Origin of the sequence: Streptomyces sp. NRRL S-340 (genome assembly GCF_000720185.1) — a bacterium.
Lineage (GTDB): Bacteria > Actinomycetota > Actinomycetes > Streptomycetales > Streptomycetaceae > Streptomyces.
On record NZ_JOIY01000027.1, the window covers coordinates 152,775 to 170,416 of the forward strand.

General features: G+C 77.0%; 16 protein-coding genes and 1 pseudogene. 14 read left to right on the forward strand and 3 right to left on the reverse strand.

From position 1 onward, the window contains the following. The first annotated feature begins 173 nt into the window (after positions 1–173). The 13 genes from IG64_RS21765 to IG64_RS21825 all read left to right on the forward strand — a co-directional run bounded on the left by IG64_RS21765 (position 174) and on the right by IG64_RS21825 (position 14,091). Entirely contained in the window at positions 174–1,136 is a 963-nt protein-coding gene (locus IG64_RS21765; protein ID WP_107474316.1) for an NAD-dependent epimerase/dehydratase family protein, read from the forward strand. Between the two features lie 410 nt (positions 1,137–1,546). Then, complete coding sequence (locus tag IG64_RS21770; protein ID WP_037858721.1) at positions 1,547–3,184, forward strand: carbamoyltransferase; 1,638 nt, start codon at positions 1,547–1,549, stop codon at positions 3,182–3,184. Next, on the forward strand, positions 3,181–4,197 hold the full coding sequence (locus IG64_RS21775) for a glycosyltransferase family 2 protein (protein WP_037858722.1): 1,017 nt from the start codon (positions 3,181–3,183) through the stop codon (positions 4,195–4,197). The genes IG64_RS21770 and IG64_RS21775 overlap by 4 nt, the downstream gene beginning before the upstream one ends. Continuing rightward, positions 4,194–4,802: a D-glycero-alpha-D-manno-heptose-1,7-bisphosphate 7-phosphatase gene (locus IG64_RS21780; protein ID WP_051813180.1), complete on the forward strand. Its 609-nt coding sequence runs from the start codon at positions 4,194–4,196 to the stop codon at positions 4,800–4,802. The genes IG64_RS21775 and IG64_RS21780 overlap by 4 nt, the downstream gene beginning before the upstream one ends. Next, complete coding sequence (locus IG64_RS21785; protein WP_037858886.1) at positions 4,799–5,785, forward strand: glycosyltransferase family 9 protein; 987 nt, start codon at positions 4,799–4,801, stop codon at positions 5,783–5,785. The genes IG64_RS21780 and IG64_RS21785 overlap by 4 nt, the downstream gene beginning before the upstream one ends. Beyond that, entirely contained in the window at positions 5,782–6,735 is a 954-nt protein-coding gene (locus IG64_RS21790) for a glycosyltransferase (RefSeq protein WP_037858723.1), read from the forward strand. The genes IG64_RS21785 and IG64_RS21790 overlap by 4 nt, the downstream gene beginning before the upstream one ends. Beyond that, positions 6,732–7,955 carry a glycosyltransferase gene (locus IG64_RS21795; protein WP_037858724.1) on the forward strand — a complete coding sequence of 408 codons (1,224 nt, stop codon included), beginning with the start codon at positions 6,732–6,734 and terminating at the stop codon, positions 7,953–7,955. Before IG64_RS21790 ends, IG64_RS21795 begins: the two co-directional genes overlap by 4 nt. Positions 7,956–8,055: 100 nt before the next feature. Further along, entirely contained in the window at positions 8,056–8,655 is a 600-nt protein-coding gene (locus IG64_RS21800) for a D-sedoheptulose-7-phosphate isomerase (protein WP_037858725.1), read from the forward strand. A 1-nt stretch (position 8,656) separates the two neighbouring features. Then, the gene (gene rfaE2, locus IG64_RS21805) at positions 8,657–10,072 is read left to right on the forward strand and encodes a D-glycero-beta-D-manno-heptose 1-phosphate adenylyltransferase (protein WP_037858727.1); all 1,416 of its coding nucleotides are present in this window, start codon (positions 8,657–8,659) and stop codon (positions 10,070–10,072) included. Beyond that, positions 10,069–11,049, forward strand: a complete 981-nt coding sequence (locus IG64_RS21810) for a glycosyltransferase family 9 protein (RefSeq protein WP_037858728.1) — start codon at positions 10,069–10,071, stop codon at positions 11,047–11,049. The genes rfaE2 and IG64_RS21810 overlap by 4 nt, the downstream gene beginning before the upstream one ends. An 18-nt stretch (positions 11,050–11,067) precedes the next feature. Next, on the forward strand, positions 11,068–11,988 hold the full coding sequence (locus IG64_RS21815) for a glycosyltransferase family 2 protein (protein WP_051813168.1): 921 nt from the start codon (positions 11,068–11,070) through the stop codon (positions 11,986–11,988). Next, positions 11,985–12,881: a glycosyltransferase family 2 protein gene (locus IG64_RS21820; protein WP_037858731.1), complete on the forward strand. Its 897-nt coding sequence runs from the start codon at positions 11,985–11,987 to the stop codon at positions 12,879–12,881. The genes IG64_RS21815 and IG64_RS21820 overlap by 4 nt, the downstream gene beginning before the upstream one ends. A 367-nt stretch (positions 12,882–13,248) precedes the next feature. After that, positions 13,249–14,091, forward strand: a complete 843-nt coding sequence (locus IG64_RS21825; RefSeq protein ID WP_037858734.1) for a helix-turn-helix domain-containing protein — start codon at positions 13,249–13,251, stop codon at positions 14,089–14,091. An 82-nt stretch (positions 14,092–14,173) separates the two neighbouring features. Here IG64_RS21825 and IG64_RS21830 read toward each other — a convergent pair whose 3' ends face one another. The 3 genes and pseudogenes from IG64_RS21830 to IG64_RS21840 all read right to left on the reverse strand — a co-directional run bounded on the left by IG64_RS21830 (position 14,174) and on the right by IG64_RS21840 (position 16,695). Further along, positions 14,174–14,485, reverse strand: coding sequence for a DUF3040 domain-containing protein (locus tag IG64_RS21830; RefSeq protein ID WP_037858736.1), 312 nt, complete (start codon positions 14,483–14,485; stop codon positions 14,174–14,176). A gap of 479 nt (positions 14,486–14,964) precedes the next feature. After that, positions 14,965–15,891 (reverse strand): annotated as a pseudogene (locus IG64_RS21835) (polysaccharide pyruvyl transferase family protein); the annotation flags it as partial. A 60-nt stretch (positions 15,892–15,951) separates the two neighbouring features. Continuing rightward, entirely contained in the window at positions 15,952–16,695 is a 744-nt protein-coding gene (locus tag IG64_RS21840; RefSeq protein ID WP_037858892.1) for an MgtC/SapB family protein, read from the reverse strand. A 116-nt stretch (positions 16,696–16,811) separates the two neighbouring features. On the opposite strand from IG64_RS21840, the gene IG64_RS21845 reads away from it, so the two are divergent. Beyond that, positions 16,812–17,270, forward strand: coding sequence for a TIGR03668 family PPOX class F420-dependent oxidoreductase (locus IG64_RS21845; RefSeq protein ID WP_078884130.1), 459 nt, complete (start codon positions 16,812–16,814; stop codon positions 17,268–17,270). Positions 17,271–17,642 lie beyond the last annotated feature (372 nt).

Below are 17,642 nucleotides of genomic sequence, written 5' to 3' on the forward strand. Positions count from 1 at the left end.
GACTTTACAGAGGGCGTATGTACACGGTGTATAGCGGGGTCGAATAAACGGTCGTCGCACATGTGATCGAGGTGATCGGCCGCCGGAAGGGGGTGATGTGTGCCGTTCTGTCACCGGGTTACTCAAGCCGACACCTGAGTGAACGCGGGGGAGGCGAGAGGGAGGAGAGTCCCGTGAGCGGACGCGACTGGCGCCGGGCCCTGGTGACCGGCGGTGCCGGCTTCGTCGGATCCCACCTGTGCGCACGGCTGCTCGACGCCGGTACCGGCGTCGTCTGCCTGGACGACCTGTCCACCGGCAGCCATGCCAACGTGGCCGAACTGGAGCGTCGGCGCGGCTTCCGCTTCGTGCGCGCCGACGCCACCGACCCCGACGCCGTACGCGGCCTGCCCGGCCGTTTCGACCTGGTCCTGCACTTCGCCTGTCCCGCCTCGCCGGCCGACTACCTGCGGCTGCCCCTGCAGACCCTCGACGTCGGCAGCACCGGCACCCGCAACGCCCTCGAACGCGCCCGTGCCGACGGCGCCCGCTTCCTGCTCGCCTCCACCTCCGAGGTCTACGGCGACCCCCTCGAACACCCGCAGCGCGAGACCTACTGGGGCAACGTCAACCCGGTCGGCCCGCGCAGCGTCTACGACGAGTCCAAGCGCTTCGCCGAGGCCCTGGTCACCGCGCACCGCGGCGTCCACGCCACCGACACCGCCATCGTGCGCATCTTCAACACCTACGGCCCCCGGATGCGCACCGGCGATGGCCGGGCCGTGCCCACCTTCATCGCGCAGGCCCTGGACGGCGCGCCCCTGACGGTCGCGGGCGACGGCAGCCAGACCCGGTCCCTGTGCTACGTCGACGACACCGTCGACGGCATCCTCGCCCTGGCCGCCTCGGACGAGCCGGGGCCGGTCAACATCGGCGGCGGCGACGAGATCACCGTGCTGGAGCTGGCCCGCCGGATCGTGGAACTGACGGGTTCGGCCTCCCGCATCCGCTTCGTCGACCGCCCCGTCGACGACCCCGGCCGCCGCCGCCCCGACACCGGCCTCGCCCGGGAGCGCCTGGGCTGGCGGCCGCGCGTGCCCTGGGGCGAGGGGCTGGAACGGACCATCGGCTGGTTCACACGGGCCGCGGCGGCCTGAGAACGGTGCCGCCGCCAGGGGGCGCCCCGGGCCCGGAGGCGACCCGGGGCCCGGAGGCGACCCCGGGTCCCGAGGCGGTCGCGGGCCCGGAGGCGGTCGCGGTCCGGAGGCGGCCGTGACGGAAGAGGCCGTCTCGACCCGGCTTCCCCGCGGGCCGGACCGAAGCTGACCCCGGGACCTGAACCCTGCCGCGGCCTCGGCGACCAGCTACGTTCACGCACCGTGAACACCCACTCCAGTCTCTGTGACCACTCCGCCCCCACCCGTGCCAGTTGGCTTCATGTGTTTGAGACAGCTGTGGCGCGGCACCCAGAAGCCCGGAATGTCCCACATGCCCACATCGACCGAACCGCCCCCGACCCCAGGACCCCGCCGGAAGGCCCCCGCCGCAACGGGACGGAGCCCACCCCATGCGCATCCTTGGAATCAACGCCCTTTTCCACGACCCCGCCGCCGCCCTCGTCGTCGACGGCCGCACGGTCGCGGCCGGCGAGGAGGAGCGCTTCAGCCGCCGCAAGCACGGCAAGCGCCCGGTGCCGTTCTCCGCCTGGGAACTGCCGGAACTCTCCGCCCGCTGGTGCCTCGACCACGCGGGGCTGCGCCCCGGCGAGCTGGACGCCGTCACCTACTCCTTCGACCCCGCCCTCGCCCGGCCCGCCTCCGACCTCGGCCTGTTCGACCCGTGGGACCCGCTGCGCCTGGAGTACGCGCGCCGCGCCCCCGAGTTCCTCGCCGAGGCGCTGCCCGGCCTGGACCCGGCCAAGGTCGTGTTCGTGCCGCACCACATCGCGCACGCCGCCTCCGCCGGACCCGCCTCCCCGCACCCCGACAGCGCCGTCCTGGTCCTGGACGGCCGCGGCGAGGCCGCCTCCCACCTGGCGGGCCGCTTCCACGACGGCAAGCTCGACACCCTCGCCGCGCAGGCCCTGCCCCACTCCCTCGGCCTCCTCTACGAGGAGCTGACCGCCCACCTCGGGTTCCTGCGCAGCAGCGACGAGTACAAGGTCATGGCGCTCGCCTCCTACGGCAAACCGCGCTTCCTGCCCCAGCTGCGCCAGTACGTCCACGCCACCGGCGACGGCGGCTTCCGCACCCACGGCGTCGACTGGGGCGCCCTCGCCCCGCCGCGCGCGAAGGACGAGGCCTGGACCCAGGACCACGCCGACCTCGCGGCCAGCTGCCAGGCCGTCCTGGAGGAGGTCCTGCTCGAACTCGTGCACTGGCTGCACCGCGAGGCGGGCGGCGACGCGCTCGCCCTGGCCGGCGGCGTCGCCCTCAACTGCGTCGCCAACTCCAAGATCGCCGCGCGGGGCCCGTACCGGCACGTGTGGGTGCAGCCCGCCGCCGGTGACGCCGGCACCGCGCTCGGCGGCGCCCTGTACCTGGCCGCGAGCGAGGGCGGCGCCCCCGCGCCGATGTCCGGCGCCGACCTGGGCCGGGGCTGGAGCGACGAGGAGCTGCGGACCTGGCTGGAGGAGGCAGGCGTCCCCCACGAGCGGCCCGAGGACATCGCCGAGACGGTCGCGGAGGAACTGGCCCGCGACGGCGTCGTCGCCTGGTTCCAGGGCCGCAGCGAGTACGGACCGCGTGCCCTCGGCCACCGCTCCCTGCTCGCCCACCCCGGCCGCGCCGAGAACCTGGAACGGCTCAACCGGGTCAAGGGCCGCGAGGAGTTCCGGCCGGTCGCCCCCATGGTGCTCGCCGAACGCGCCCACGAACTGTTCGAGGGGCCGCTGCCCAGCCCGTACATGCTCTTCGTGCACGACGTCCACCGCGACTGGCGGGACCGCATCCCCGCCGTGGTGCACGTCGACGGCACCGCCCGCATCCAGACCGTCGACGAGCGGCAGGAACCGCTGGTCGCCCGGATGCTGCGCGGCTTCGAACGCCGCACCGGGCTGCCCGTCGTCGTCAACACCAGCCTCAACACCGCCGGCCGGCCCATGGTCGACGATCCGCGCGACGCGCTGGAGTGCTTCGGTTCCGCACCCGTCGACCTGCTGGCCATCGGCCCGTACGCGGTGCGCAGGACGAGGGCGTACGCATGAACGGCGCCGCCGCCCGCCCCGCCTACGCCGTGGTCGTCCCCACGCTCGCCCGGGACACCCTGGCCGACTGCCTGGCCGCGCTCGCCGCCGCGCACGGGCCGCGGCCCGAGGAGATCGTCCTGGTCGACGACCGGCCCGAGCCCGAACCCGGCGCGCTGGAGCACGCGTTGACCGTGCTGGGCGACCTGCGGGCCCGCACCGCCGTGCTCACCAGCGGGGGCCGCGGACCGGCCGCCGCCCGCAACACCGGCCTGCGCGCGGTCACCGCCCCCTGGGTCGCCTTCCTCGACGACGACGTCCAGGTCGGCCCGCACTGGTGCGACCAGCTGGCCGAGGACCTCGCCGAGGCGAGCCCCGACACCGCGGCCGTCCAGGGCGTCATCGCCGTACCCCTGCCCGGCGAACGGCGTCCCACCGACTGGGAGCGCAGCACCGCCGGGCTGGCGCGGGCCCGCTGGATCACCGCCGACATGGCCTACCGCACCGACGCCCTCAAGCAGGTCGGCGGGTTCGACGAACGCTTCCGGCGCGCCTTCCGCGAGGACGCCGACCTCGCGCTGCGCGTCCTCGACGCCGGATGGCGCATCCGCCAGGGCCGCCGCACCACCCGCCACCCCGTGCGCCCCGCCGACCGCTGGGTGTCGCTGCGCGCCCAGCGCGGCAACGCCGACGACGCGCTGATGCTGCGCCTGCACGGGCCCGACTGGTGGCACAAGGCGGTCGCCCCGCGCGGACGCATCCGCACCCACCTCGCCGTCACCGCCGCGGGCGCCGCCGCCTGCGTCCTCGCCGCGGCCGGCCGGCCCCGGCTCGCCGCGCTGGCCGCGCTCGGCTGGGCGGCGGGCACCGCCGAGTTCGCCCGGGCGCGGATCGTCCCCGGGCCGCGCACCCGGGACGAGGTGACCACCATGGCCGTGACCAGCGTCCTCATCCCGCCCGCCGCCACCTGGCACTGGCTCAGCGGACGGTGGCGACACCGGGCGGCGCCCGCCTGGCGGGAGGTGGCCCCGTGAAGCCGCTCCGGGCCGTGCTCTTCGACCGCGACGGCACCCTCGTCGAGGACGTCCCCTACAACGGCGACCCCGCCCGGGTCCGCCCGGTCGAGGGCGCCCGCGAGGCGGTGCGGCTGCTGCGGCAGCACGGCATCGCCACCGGTGTCGTCACCAACCAGTCGGGTGTGGCCCGCGGCCTGATCACCGCCGCCGACGTCCGCCGCGTCCACGACCGCGTCGACGAACTCCTCGGCCCGTTCGACGTGTGGGCCGTCTGCCCGCACGGCCCCGGCGACGGCTGCCGCTGCCGCAAACCGGAACCCGGCCTGATCCTCCGGGCGGCCGGACAGCTGTGCGCCGAGCCCGCCGCGATCGTGGTCATCGGCGACATCGGCAGCGACGTGGAGGCCGCCCGCCGCGCGGGCGCCCGCGCCATCCTCGTCCCCACCCCGGTCACCCGCCCCGAGGAGACCGCCGCCGCCGGACACGTGGCCCCCGACCTCCTGACAGCCGTCCGCTCCCTGCTGGCCGGGTCCCCGGCCGGCCCGTTCCCGCCGGCGGCGGCCCCGGCAGGCGAGGGCCCCGCCGCCCCCGCCGGCGCGGACCCGGGGCGGTGGCCGCGATGAAGGCGATCGTCACCCGCCTCGACAGCTTCGGCGACGTGCTGCTCGCCGGGCCCGCCGTGCGGGCCGTCGCCGCCCGGGCCGAGCGGGTCACCCTGCTGTGCGGGCCGCGCGGCGAACCCGCCGCGCGGCTGCTGCCCGGGGTCGACGAGATCCTCGTGTGGGACGCGCCCTGGGCCGGGTTCGAGCCGCCGCCCGTCGACCGCGCCGGGGTCGAGAAGCTGCTCGACGCCATCGACGCCGACACCGCGCTCGTCCTCACCTCCTTCCACCAGTCCCCGCTGCCCACCGCCCTGCTGCTGCGGCTGGCCGGCGTACGGCACATCGCCGCCGACAGCGTGGACTACCCGGGCTCCCTGCTGGACGTACGCCACCACCGCCTCCCGCACGCCCACGAGGCCGAGGCCGCCCTCGACCTCGCCGGGGCCGCGGGGTTCCCGCGCCCCGACGACGGACGGCTGCGCGTCCTGCCCCCGCCCGCGACGGCCCACCTCACCGGCGGCGAGCCGTACGTCGTCCTGCACCCGGGGGCGAGCGTCCCCGCCCGCGCCTGGAGCCCCGAGCGGTGCGCGCAGGCCGTACGGGAACTCACCGCCGCCGGACACCGCGTGGTCGTCACCGGGGGCGGGGGGGAGAAGGACCTGACCGCGCACGTGGCCGGCCGCCACGGCCTCGACCTCGGCGGCCGCACCGGGGCCGCCGAACTCTCCGGCGTCCTGGCCCGGGCCCGCGCGGTCGTCACCGGCAACACCGGCCCCGCCCACCTCGCCGCCGCCGTCGGCACCCCCGTCGTCTCCCTGTTCGCCCCGGTCGTGCCCGCCGGACGCTGGCGGCCCTACGGCGTCCCGTACGTCCTGCTCGGCGACCAGGACGCCCCGTGCGCCGGCAGCCGCGCCCGCACCTGCCCGGTGCCCGGCCACCCCTGCCTGGAGTCGGTGACCGCCACCGACGTGCTCGCCGCCGTCGAGAAGGTGATGAAGCCGTGAGGATCCTCATCTGGCACGTGCACGGCTCCTGGACCACCGCGTTCGTCCAGGGCCCGCACACCTACGTCGTCCCCGTCACCCCCGACCGCGGCCCCGACGGCCTCGGCCGCGCCCGCACGTTCGACTGGCCCGATTCCGTCGTCGAACTCCCGCCCGAGCGGCTGCGGGACGCCGGCATCGACCTCGTGGTCCTCCAGCGCCCCCACGAGTACGGCCTCGTGCGGCGCTGGCTCGGCCGCACCCCGCCGATGGTCTACCTGGAGCACAACGCCCCCGACGGCGACGTGCCCGACACCCGGCACCCGGTGGCCGACCTGCCCGCCGGCATCCCGCTCGTCCACGTCACCCACTTCAACCGGCTGATGTGGGACGCGGGCCGCGCCGAGACCGCCGTCGTCGAACACGGCATCGTCGACCCCGGCCCGCTGTGGACCGGCGAGGTCCCGCACGCCGCCGTCGTCGTCAACGAGCCCGTCCGGCGCGGCCGCACCACGGGCACCGACCTGCTCCCCGCCTTCGCGCACGCCGCGCCGCTGGACGTCTACGGCATGCGGACCGACGGCCTCGCCGCGCACCTCGGCCTGCCGCCCGGCCGGTGCCGCACCCACGAACTCGTCCAGCGCGAACTGCACCGGGAGATGGCCCGGCGCCGCCTCTACCTCCACCCGGTGCGCTGGACCTCCCTCGGGCTGTCCCTGCTGGAGGCGATGCACCTGGGCATGCCCGTGGTCGCCCTCGCCACCACCGAGGTCACCGAGGCGGTGCCGCCCGGCGCCGGAGTGGTCTCCAACCGGATCGACGTACTCACCGACGCCGTACGGGACTTCGTCGCCGACCCGGCGCACGCCCGCGCGGCCGGCGAGGCGGCGCGCTCCGCCGCGCTCGCCCGCTACGGACTGACCCGCTTCCTGGACGACTGGGAGCGGCTGCTGAAGGAGGTCACCCGATGAGGATCGCCATGGTGTCCGAGCACGCGAGCCCGCTCGCCGCGCTCGGCGGGGTCGACGCCGGTGGCCAGAACGTCTACGTCGCCCGCCTGGCCGAGGAACTGGCGCGCCGCGGACACGACGTCACCGTCCACACCCGGCGCGACGACCCGGACCTGCCCGACCGGGTGCCGCTGCCCGGCGGCGCCGTCGTCGAGCACGTACCGGCCGGGCCGCCCGAAGTCATCCCCAAGGACGCCCTGTTCGCGCACATGCCGTCCTTCGGCGCCCACCTGGCACGCGTCTGGCGCCACGAGCGGCCCGACGTGGTGCACGCGCACTTCTGGATGTCCGGCATGGCCTCCCTGCTCGGCGCGGGCCCGCACGGCGTACCCGTCATCCAGACCTTCCACGCCCTGGGCACCGTCAAGCGCCGCCACCAGGGCCGCGAGGACACCAGTCCGCTCGAACGCATCGGCATCGAACGGCAGATCGGCCGCACCTGCGACCGGGTGCTGGCCACCTGCTCCGACGAGGTCCACGAACTCGCCGCCATGGGCATCTCCCCGAGCCGCGTCTCCGTCGTCCCCTGCGGCGTCGACTCCGCCCACTTCCACCCCGGCGCGGACCCCGCCACCGCGCCCGCCCCCGCCCGCGCCCACCGGCACCGGCTGCTCTCCTGCGGCCGGCTGGTCCGCCGCAAGGGGTACGACCAGGCGATCCGCGCCCTCACCCGGATCCCCGACGCCGAACTCCTGCTCGCCGGCGGCCCGCCGCCCGCGCTGCTGCACACCGACCCCGAGGCCCGCCGGCTCCTCGGCCTGGCCGCCCGGGAAGGCGTCGGCGACCGGGTACGGCTGCTCGGCGCCGTCGACCCGGCCCGGATGCCCGCGCTGATGCGCAGCGCCGACCTGGTGCTGTGCACCCCGGCCTACGAACCGTTCGGGATCGTCCCGCTGGAGGCGATGGCGTGCGCCGTGCCCGTCGTCGCCACCGACGTGGGCGGCCACCGCGACTCCGTCGCCGACGGACGCACCGGCCGGCTCGTCCCCCAGGGCGACACCGCGGCGGTCGCCGCCGCCGTACGCGACCTGCTCGGCAGTGAGCGCACCCGCCGCCGCTACGGCAGCGCCGGCCGTGAACGCGTGCTCGGCCGCTTCACCTGGCGGCGCGTGGCCGACGGCGCCGAACAGGTCTACCGGCGCGTCACCGCCGAGCACGAGGTCAAGACGGAGGTCGCCTGATGAACGTCGAGACGGAGACCGCGTGATGAACGTCGAGACGGAGGCCGCGTGATGAACACGGCCTTCCCCGCACCGGCTTCCCGTACCCGGAGGTGACCCCATGAGTGTCGGAACACCGTCCGTCCTCGGACACTGCGACGAACTCCTCGTCGCCCTCGGACAGTTCCGCGGCTGTGCGCACATCACCCAGCGCTGGGGCGAACGGCTCGCCGCCGTCCTCGGCGGCGGGGGACGGCTGCTCGCCGCGGGCAACGGCGGCAGCGCCGCCCAGGCCCAGCACCTGACCGCCGAACTCGTCGGCCGCTACCGCGACGACCGCCCGCCGTACTCGGCGATCGCCCTGCACGCCGACACCTCCAGCACCACCGCCATCGCCAACGACTACGGCGTCGACGAGGTGTTCGCCCGCCAGGTGCGCGCCCACGGGCGGCCCGGTGACGTCCTCGTGCTGCTGTCCACCAGCGGCGCCAGCGCCAACCTGCTCTCGGCCGCCGCCGCGGGCCGCAGCGCGGGCCTGCGGGTGTGGGCGCTCACCGGTCCGGCGCCCAACCCGCTGAGCGCGGGCAGCGACGAGGCGCTGTGCGCGGCCGGCGCCTCCACGGCCACCGTGCAGGAACTCCACCTGGTCGCCGTGCACATGATCTGCGCCGCGTTCGACGCGGCCCTCGAACGGGACGCCCTCGAACGGGGCGGGAGGTGACATGACGGGCAAGGCACCCCTGGTCGTGGTCGGTGACGCCCTGCTCGACCGCGACCTCACCGGACACGCGGACCGGCTCGCGCCCGACGCCCCGGTACCCGTCGTCGCGGACTGCGCGGAACGGGTACGGCCGGGCGGCGCCGCCCTCACCGCGTACCTCGCCGCCCGCGACGGCCGTGACGTCACCCTCGTCGCCGGCCTGGACGACGGACCGGCCGGGCGGGAACTGCGCCGCCTCCTGGAACCGTGGCTGACCCTCGTCCCCCTCCCCATGACCGGCGAGGTGCCCGAGAAGACCCGCGTCCTCGCCCAGGGCCGCCCGGTGGTCCGCCTCGACCACGGCAGCGGCCGCACCCTGGAGGCCACCGAGGAGGCCCGCGCGGTGCTCGCCGCCGCGTCCGCCGTCCTCGTCTCCGACTACGGCCGGGGCGCGGCCGACGCCCTGCGGCCCGGACTGCTCAGGCGGCCCCCGGTCGTCTGGGACCCGCACCCGCGCGGCGGCCCGCCGGTCCCGGGCACCCGCCTGGTCACCCCGGCCCGCTCGGAGGCCCGCACCTTCGCGGAGGCCCTGCGCGAAGCGGCCGGGGAGACGGGCGGGCCGCAGACCGGCGGGCCCGGTGGCGGCCCCGGCGTCGGTGAACTGCGCACCGTCGCCCACGAGGCGTCCGCGCTGGTACGGCACTGGCGGGTCGCCGCCGTCGCGGTCACCCTCGGCGCCCGCGGCGCCCTGCTGTCGTACGGCGAACACCCGCTGCTGGTTCCGGTCACCGCCGCCCACCACGGCGACGCGTGCGGCGCGGGGGACCGGTTCGCCGCCACGGCGGCCGGACTCCTCGCGGACGGTGCGCTCGTCGGGGAGGCCGTGGAGGGCGCCGTCACCGCGGCGAGCGCCTTCGTCGGCGCCGGCGGGGCGGGCGGCCTGTCCGGCACCGCGCACCCCGCGGGCGCCGTGCCGGCGGGCGACGACCCCGCCGGCCTGGTCGCCAGGGTCCGCGCGACCGGCGGCACGGTCGTCGCCGCGGGCGGCTGCTTCGACCTGCTGCACGCCGGACACGTCGGGCTGCTCCAGGCCGCCCGGCGGATCGGCGACTGCCTCGTCGTCTGCGTCAACTCCGACGCCTCCGTACGCCGCCGCAAGGGCGAGGGCCGGCCCGTCAACCCGCTCGCCGACCGGCTGCGCGTCCTGCGCGCCCTGGCCTGCGTCGACGCCGTGGCCGTGTTCGACGAGAACACCCCCGAACGGCTCCTCGCCGAACTCCGCCCCGACGTCTGGGTCAAGGGCGGCGACTACGCCGGCGCCGACCTCCCCGAGGCGGCCCTCCTGCAGGAGTGGGGCGGCCAGGCCGTCCTGCTGCCCTACCTCGACGGCCGCTCCTCGACGGCCCTGATGGCCAGGGCGGCGGAGGGAGCGCGGTGACCGGCCCCGGCGGGCCCGGGGGAGGGGACGCCCCGCGCCTCCTGGTCCTGCGTGCCCTCGGGCTCGGTGATCTGCTCGCCGGGGTGCCCGCCCTGCGCGCGCTGCGGCGGGGCTTTTGGGCGCACGAGATCGTGCTCGCCGCGCCGGAGGAGCTGCGGCCCCTCGCCGAGGCGACGGGCGCCGTCGACCGGCTGCTGCCGGCCGCGGCGCCCGGCCGGGCCGTACCGGACGCCCTCGCCTGGACCGGACCGCCCCCGGACGTCGCCGTCGACCTGCACGGCAACGGGCCGCCCAGCCACCAGCTGCTCGCCGCCCTGGGCCCCCGGCGCCTGCTGGCGTTCGCGCACCCCGGGACCCCGGACGTCGAGGGACCGCCCTGGTACGCCGACGAGCACGAGCGGGACCGCTGGTGCCGGCTGCTGCGCTGGTACGGCGTGCCGGCCGACCCCGCCGACCTGCGGCTGCCCCGCCCCGCCGGCCCCTGCCCGGCCCCCGGCGCGGTCGTCGTGCACCCCGGCGCCGGATCGCCCGCGCGGCGGTGGCCCGTCGACCGGTTCGCCCGCGTCGCGCAAGCGCTGCGCGCCCGCGGCCACCGGGTCGTCGTCACCGGCGGACCGGACGAGGGCGACCTCGTCGCCACGCTCGCCAAACGCGCCGGGCTGCCCGACACGGACGTGTTCGGCGGCGGACTGCCCCTCGGCCGGTTCTCCGCGCTGGTCGCGGGCGCCCGCGCCGTCCTCAGCGGCGACACCGGCATCGCCCACCTCGCCGTGGCCCACGCGACCCCGTCGGTGACCCTGTGCGGCCCGGTCCCGCCCAGCCGCTGGGGGCCGCCCCCGGACGACCCCCGCCACCGCGCCCTGTGGCACGGCCCGGAGGGCGACCCGCACGGCAGCCGCCCCGACCCGGCGCTGCTGAGGATCACCACCCAAGAGGCACTGGACGCCCTCGACGCGCTCCCCGAGCCGTCGCACTGACGAAGGACGGCCGGCACCATGGCACACGCACACGCATCCGAGCACGGACCCGTCGGGGTGGTCATCGCCACCCGCAACCGCTCCGCGCGCCTCGCCGTGACCCTCCGGCACCTGCTGGCCCTGCCCGAACACCCCGAGATCGTCGTCGCCGACAACGCCTCCACCGACGGCACCCGGGCCCTGCTCGCCCGCGAGTTCCCGCAGGTACGGGTTCTTGCGCTGCCCTCCAACCGGGGCGCCCCGGCCCGCACCCACGGCGTCCGTGCCCTGCGCACCCCCTACGTGGCCTTCAGCGACGACGACTCCTGGTGGGAACCGGGCGCGCTCGCCGAGGCGGCCCGCCTCCTCGACCGCCACCCCCGGCTCGGCCTGCTCGCCGCCCGCACCCTGGTCGGCCCCGAGGAGGAACCCGACCCGCTCGACAAGGTGCTCGCCGACTCCCCGCTGGGCCCGGCCACCGACCTGCCCGGCACCCAGGTCCTCGGCTTCCTCGCGTGCGCCGCCGTCACCCGACGCACCGCCTACCTCGACGCCGGCGGCTTCCACCCGCTGCTGTTCTTCGGCGCCGAGGAGACCCTGCTCGCCTACGACCTCGCCGCCCGCGGCTGGGGCGTCACCCACTGCCCCGAGGTGGTCGCCCACCACCACCCGGACCCCGCCCCGCGCACCGACCGCCCCGCCGTCGTGCGCCGCAACGAACTCCTCACCGCCTGGCTGCGCCGCCCGCTCCCGTACGCCCTCGCCCGCACCCGCGCGCTGGCCGCCGACGCCCGCCACGACCCCCACGCCCGGCGCGCCCTGCGCGAGGCCCTGGCCCGGCTGCCCGGCGCCGTCCGCGCCCGCCGCCCCCTGCCGCCGTACGTCGAGCGCGCCGCCCGGCTGCTGGACGCGGAACCGGCCCACCGGCCGTCCCGCCCGGACCAGGGAGGCACCCCGTGACCGATCCGCGCACCACCGTCGTGGTCATCACCCACAACCGCCGCCCCGAACTGCTGCGCACCCTCGACCGGCTCGCCGAACTCCCCGAACGCCCCGAGGTGATCGTCACCGACAACGGCTCCACCGACGGCACCTCCGCCGCCGTGGCCCGCCACCACCCGCAGGTACGGCTGCTGAGCCCCGGCCGCAACCTCGGCGCCGTCGGCCGCAACCTGGCCGTGCGCCGGGTCCGCACCCCCTACGTGGCCTTCTGCGACGACGACTCCTGGTGGGCGCCGGGCGCGCTGGCCGGCGCCGCCGACCTGCTCGACCGGCACGCGGCACTCGGCTCGGTCACCGCCCGCATCGTCGTCGAACCGGACGGGAGGGAGGACCCGATCGTCGAGGAACTGCGCAACTCGCCCCTCCCCGGACCCCGCTGGCTGCCCGGCCCGGCGCTCGGCTCCTTCCTCGCCGCGGCGACGGTGCTGCGCACCGACGCGTTCCGCCGCGCGGGCGGCTTCCACCCCCGGCTGTGGCTCGGCGGAGAGGAGGAACTGCTCGCCGCCGACCTCGCGGCGGACGGCTGGTGGCTGACCTACGCCGACGAACTGACGATCCATCACCATCCCTCCACGGTGCGGGACTCCACGCGCCGCCGCCGGGACGGCATCCGCAACACCCTGTGGTTCACCTGGCTGCGCAGGCCGCTGGGGCCCGCCCTGCGCCGCACCCTGTACCTGGCCCGCACGGTGCCGCGCGACACCACGTCCCTGCACGCCTTCGCCGAGGCGGCCGGCGCCCTGCCCTGGATCGTGCGCGAGCGGCGGGTGCTGCCGCCCGAGGTGGAGGCGCGGCTGCGGCTCCTGGAGGCCGGCCAGCGCCGCTCGAAGGCCCGCCGCTACACCGGGTGATGCACAAGCGGCCACCGCCTGCGTACGCAGACGCGCCCGCCCGCCGCGGGGAGGGCCGCACGCACCCCCGGCCCGGGCGTACAGGCCCGGGCGTACAGGCCCGTGGCCGCGCGCACCCACGCGCGTACGCACCCGAAGCCACGCGCATACCCGCGCGCGTACGCACGCGAAGCCACGCGGGTACGCACCCGGAGCCCGCACGTGGATGGACGCAGCCCGCCCGGCGCTCATGCTCACAGCCCGAGCATGAGCGGCCGGCCATGCGCACCCGCGGCCATGTGCGTGCGCACGTCGCGCGCGTCCCCGGCGCCGCCCGCGTGCACCGCCGCTCCCCGCGCACCGGAGCGCGTGCGCGACAATGGGTGCCATGACCGCGGCATCCGACCCCCGAGCGCTCGGGGCGTTCCTGAAGGCCCGCCGGGCCGAACTGGCCCCGGACGACTTCGGACTGCCCGGGACCGACTCGCGCCGCAAGGTCGCGGGGCTGCGCCGGGAGGAGGTCGCCCGGATCGCGGCGATCAGCGTCGACTACTACACGCGGCTCGAACAGGGCCGCGTCCCCGCCTCCGTCTCCGTGCTCGCCGCCGTGGCCCGCGCGCTGCGCCTGGACGACGACCAGCAGACCTACCTGTACCGGCTCGCGGGCAAGGCCGACGCCCGCCCGCGCGGCCCGCGCCCCGCCCAGCGGGTGCGGCCCGCCATGCGGCGCCTGCTCGCCCAGCTCACCGCCACTCCCGCCGTCGTCCTGGGCGACCGGCTGGACGTCCTGGCCTGGAACGCGGCGGCGGCGGCACTGTTCACCGACTTCTCGCGGGTGCCGCCCGACCGGCGCAACTACGTGCGCCTGCTGTTCACCGACCCCGTGGTCCGCGCCCTGCACCGGGAGTGGCGGCACGACGCCCGCGACGCCGTCGCCGCCCTGCGCATGGGCGCCGGGCCCGACGACCCCGAACTCGCCCGGCTCGTCGGCGAACTCTCCGCCGCCGACGCCGACTTCCGCACCTGGTGGGCCGAGCACCGGGTGATCACCGCGGGCTACGGCACCAAGCACTACCGGCACCACCTGGCCGGTGACCTCACCCTCGACTGCGACACCTGGGACAGTCCGGACGGCTCGGGGCAGCGGCTCATGGTCCTCACCGCCGAGGCCGGCAGCCCGTCCCACGAAGCACTGCGCCTTATCACCTCGGCCTCCGCCCACCCTGCCTGACCAGGGCTTCCCGCGGCCCGCGCCGCCACCGGACGTCCCACGCGCCCCGCGCGAGGCTTCCCCGCCCGCGCCGCCACACGGCTCAGACGGAGCGCGAGCGCCCGCACCACAGCCGCAGCGCGGCGAACAGCGCCAGGGGCCACACCGCGGCGAACGCCCAGATCACCCCCGGCTCGGCGGTGGCGGCACCGGCCGTCAGGAGCGCGACGGCGACCGCCAGCAGCAGGACGACGGTCCGCGTCCGCGGGGCGTACGCCGCCACCCGGGCGGGGTCGGGGCGCCTGCGGCGCCGGGTGGAACTCAGTCGCCGGACCAGTCGGCGGTCACGGCTCAGTGCGCGTTCTATCTCGTCCAGGATCCGCTGTTCGTGATCGGGAAGTCTGTTTGTCGACACTGTTGCTCCTACGGGGACCGAGCTGCCTGCCGCGTCCCGTTCCGGGTGCCCGGCCGCTCCTCGGCCTAACCGCGCCGGGCACCGGCCGAGCGCCCGTACGGCGCCTGCGACGGGCTGGTGCCGGGCGCCGCGGTCCGGCTCCGGCGTGCCGCGCCCGACGCCTCCGCCGCCGGGGAGGCCCCCGCCGCCTCCGCCGTCCCCGCCGCTCCCGCTGCCCCCGCGGTCTGGGAGGCCTCCGCCGTTCCCGCCGCCCCCGCGGCCTGCAAGGTCCCCGCCGTTCCCGTCGGCCCCGTCGGCTTCGCCGTTCCCGCCGCCCCCGCCACTCCCGCGGCCTGCGAGGCCCCCGCCGTTCCCGCCGCCTGCGCCGCTCCCGCCGTCCCCCCGGCCTGGGAGGTCCCCGCCGTTCCCGCCGCCTGCGCCGCTCCCGCCGCTCCCGCGGCCTGGGAGGCCCCCGCCGCCCCCGCCGCCGGAGCGGCTCCCGCCGTTCCCGTGGCCCCCAGCGCCGCCGTCAGCTCCTGGGCCGCGTCCCGCCCGGTCCCAGTGGTCCACTCGTCCCGTATCTGCCGCGCGGCCACCCGGCCCGAGGTCAGGCACCAGCCCCACCACCGGTCCAGCTCACCCGTCCCGGACCGCTCCAGGTGCTCGGCCGGTACCAGCGCGGGCCAGCCGCAGGCGCGCGCCTGGGCGCTCACCTTCGCGCCCCCGGCGACCGGGTCCACCGCCAGCGCGGGCGTGCCGGCGCGCAGCGCGAGCACCATGCCGTGCAGCCGGTCGGTGACGACGAGGTCCAGGCGCAGGAGCACGGACTCCAGCTGGGCGGGGGTGGCGCACAGCCGCCAGTCGTGCGCGTCGAGCCGGGTCTCCAGTTCCAGCCGGGCGCAGTCCTTGCCGTGCAGCCAGGACGTCACCGCCGCGGCGACCGCGTCGTGCCGGCGCGCGGGCCCGTACTCGTGCTGCCCGTGTGTCAGCACCACCCCGACCACGGGCCGCGCCGGCAGGGCGGGAGCGCCGGCCGCGAGGTCCAGGGCGGGAGCGGTGGCGGGCGCGTCGCGCGCCAGGACGCGGTGGAAGCCGGTGACGGCCGGGCTGCCCGGGTCGAGCACCGAGGTGCCCACCGCGATCCGCACGCAGTGCGCGAACCGCCGGTGCAGCTCCTCCACCTGGGGCCCGTGCAGCGGCCCGCACACGAACACCAGCTGCCCGTACCGCCTGGGCACCACGTCGTCCAGATGCAGGGCGTCCGGCCGGAAGCCGGGACTCCAGGCGACGTCGTACGCCAGCCCGGCCCGGCGCAGCACGTCCTCGGCCCGGTGCAGCGCCAGCACGTCCCCGGCCGTAGCCTCCCCGTCCGGGAAGCTGAACCAGCCGGTGAGCAGCACGCGTGACCCGTGGTGTCCCTGATGCACAGTGCCCGCCGAGTGCCCGCCCGCCCCGCCCCCATGCACCGCCCGTCCGGCCGAGCGGGCCTACGCGTCCTGCTCCTCCTCCGCCGTGCCGAGGCTCAGCTCGACGTCCACCACGCCGTCGTCGTGGAACAGTTCCGAGGCCAGCCGTCCCGCGTCGGCGGTGCCCTCCAGGCGCAGCAGGACCCGGGCCGCGGCGTCGGTGCGGCCCGGCAGCCGGTCGGCCTTCACCTCCAGGATGCGAAAACCCCGGCTGGTGCACGCCTCCATCAGCCGCGGCAGCAGGGCCCGGCCCGTCAGATACGTCAGGCGCACCTCGACGGTGGCCGGCACCAGGCCCGGGGTGAGCCGGCGCGAGAGGCGGGGGTAGCCGCGTACGACGAGGAAGTGCAGCACGGTCGTGGTCAGCGCCAGGATCGGCAGCCCGCCCCCGCAGGCCATGCCGACGGCGCAGGTCAGCCAGATGGTGGCGGCGGTGGTCAGTCCGCGCACCGCGTCCCGCCGTACGAAGATCAGACCGCCGCCGATGAAGCCGATGCCGGAGACGATCTGGGCGGCCACCCGGGACGGGTCGAAGGACACGTGGTCCAGGCCCAGCACGTTGGTGAAGCCGTGCTGCGACACCTCCATCATCAGCGCGCTGGCGACGCCGACCAGGGTGTGGGTCCGCAGTCCCGCGCTCTTCTGGTGGGCCTCCCGCTCCCAGCCGATCAGGCTCGACAGCAGCAGCGCCAGCCCCAGCTCGGCGAGCTGGCGCAGGCCCTGTCCATTGGCCACGTCCCACAGCGGAACCGCGAGCCCCGGCATGCGTCTCCCTTCGTCGGTGTCCTTCCGGCCCCTGCCGCCCATTGTGGGTCCGGCCCGCCGGAGAGGGGGTACCCGGCCCGCGGACGCGCTCACGTGGCGGGGAAGGAGGCGCCGAGGTGCCACGGATGGACGCCGAGGAGGCCCGGCGGCGGTTCGCCGCCGCGCGCGTGGCACGGCTGGCCACGGTGGACCCGGCCGGCCGGCCGCACCTGGTGCCCGTGGTGTTCGCCGTCCCGGACGGCGGCACGATCGTGACCGCCGTCGACCGCAAACCGAAGAGCACCACCCGCCTGAAGCGGCTGCGCAACATGGCCGCCCATCCCTGTGTGTGCCTGCTGGCGGACGCGTACGACGAGGACTGGACCCGGCTGTGGTGGGCCCGCGCCGACTGCCGCGCCCGCATCCTGCCTGCCGGCCGGCCGGACGAGGCGGCGGACGCCGGCCGGCGGCGGGAGCGTGAGGAGGCGCTGGCGCTGCTGTGCCGCAAGTACCCGCAGTACACCGACCAGCCCCCGGACGGCGCGGTGGTCGCGCTGTCCGTCCGGCGCTGGACGGGCTGGTCGGCGGACCCGTAGGAGTGCGCCGGCCGCGCAGGGTGCGGACCGCCTGCTTCACCTCCGGCCGGCGTGCGATCCGGCACGGGGCCGCCGTGACGGCCGTGATCGACGCCTCGCCCGGCGCCACCGCGGCTCCGTCCCCCGCGCCCCCGGGGAGAAGCGGTGAGCGGGCCGGGCGGCTGCTCCATGTCCGGCCGCGCCGCGCCGAACGACCGCCCTGGGCCCCGTGCGCGGACCGCGACCGCCCCCTCGGCGTGCCGCGGCCGGACGCCGTCCGCCCTGGGCCCCGTGCGCGGACCGCGACCGCTCCCTCGGCGTGCCGCGGCCGGACGCCGCGGTCTCCTGCCGGGCCCTGGACGGCGCGGACGCGGACGCGGCGGCGGGAGGTGA

Coding starts and splice junctions, on each gene's coding strand:
- IG64_RS21775 (WP_037858722.1), top strand. CDS start 3,181: ATGAACGGCGCCGCCGCCCGCCCCGCCTACGCCGTGGTCGTCCCCACG.
- IG64_RS21800 (WP_037858725.1), top strand. CDS start 8,056: ATGAGTGTCGGAACACCGTCCGTCCTCGGACACTGCGACGAACTCCTC.
- IG64_RS21795 (WP_037858724.1), top strand. CDS start 6,732: ATGAGGATCGCCATGGTGTCCGAGCACGCGAGCCCGCTCGCCGCGCTC.
- IG64_RS21840 (WP_037858892.1), bottom strand. CDS start 16,695: ATGCCGGGGCTCGCGGTTCCGCTGTGGGACGTGGCCAATGGACAGGGC.
- IG64_RS21770 (WP_037858721.1), top strand. CDS start 1,547: ATGCGCATCCTTGGAATCAACGCCCTTTTCCACGACCCCGCCGCCGCC.
- IG64_RS21815 (WP_051813168.1), top strand. CDS start 11,068: ATGGCACACGCACACGCATCCGAGCACGGACCCGTCGGGGTGGTCATC.
- IG64_RS21825 (WP_037858734.1), top strand. CDS start 13,249: ATGACCGCGGCATCCGACCCCCGAGCGCTCGGGGCGTTCCTGAAGGCC.
- rfaE2 (WP_037858727.1), top strand. CDS start 8,657: ATGACGGGCAAGGCACCCCTGGTCGTGGTCGGTGACGCCCTGCTCGAC.
- IG64_RS21785 (WP_037858886.1), top strand. CDS start 4,799: ATGAAGGCGATCGTCACCCGCCTCGACAGCTTCGGCGACGTGCTGCTC.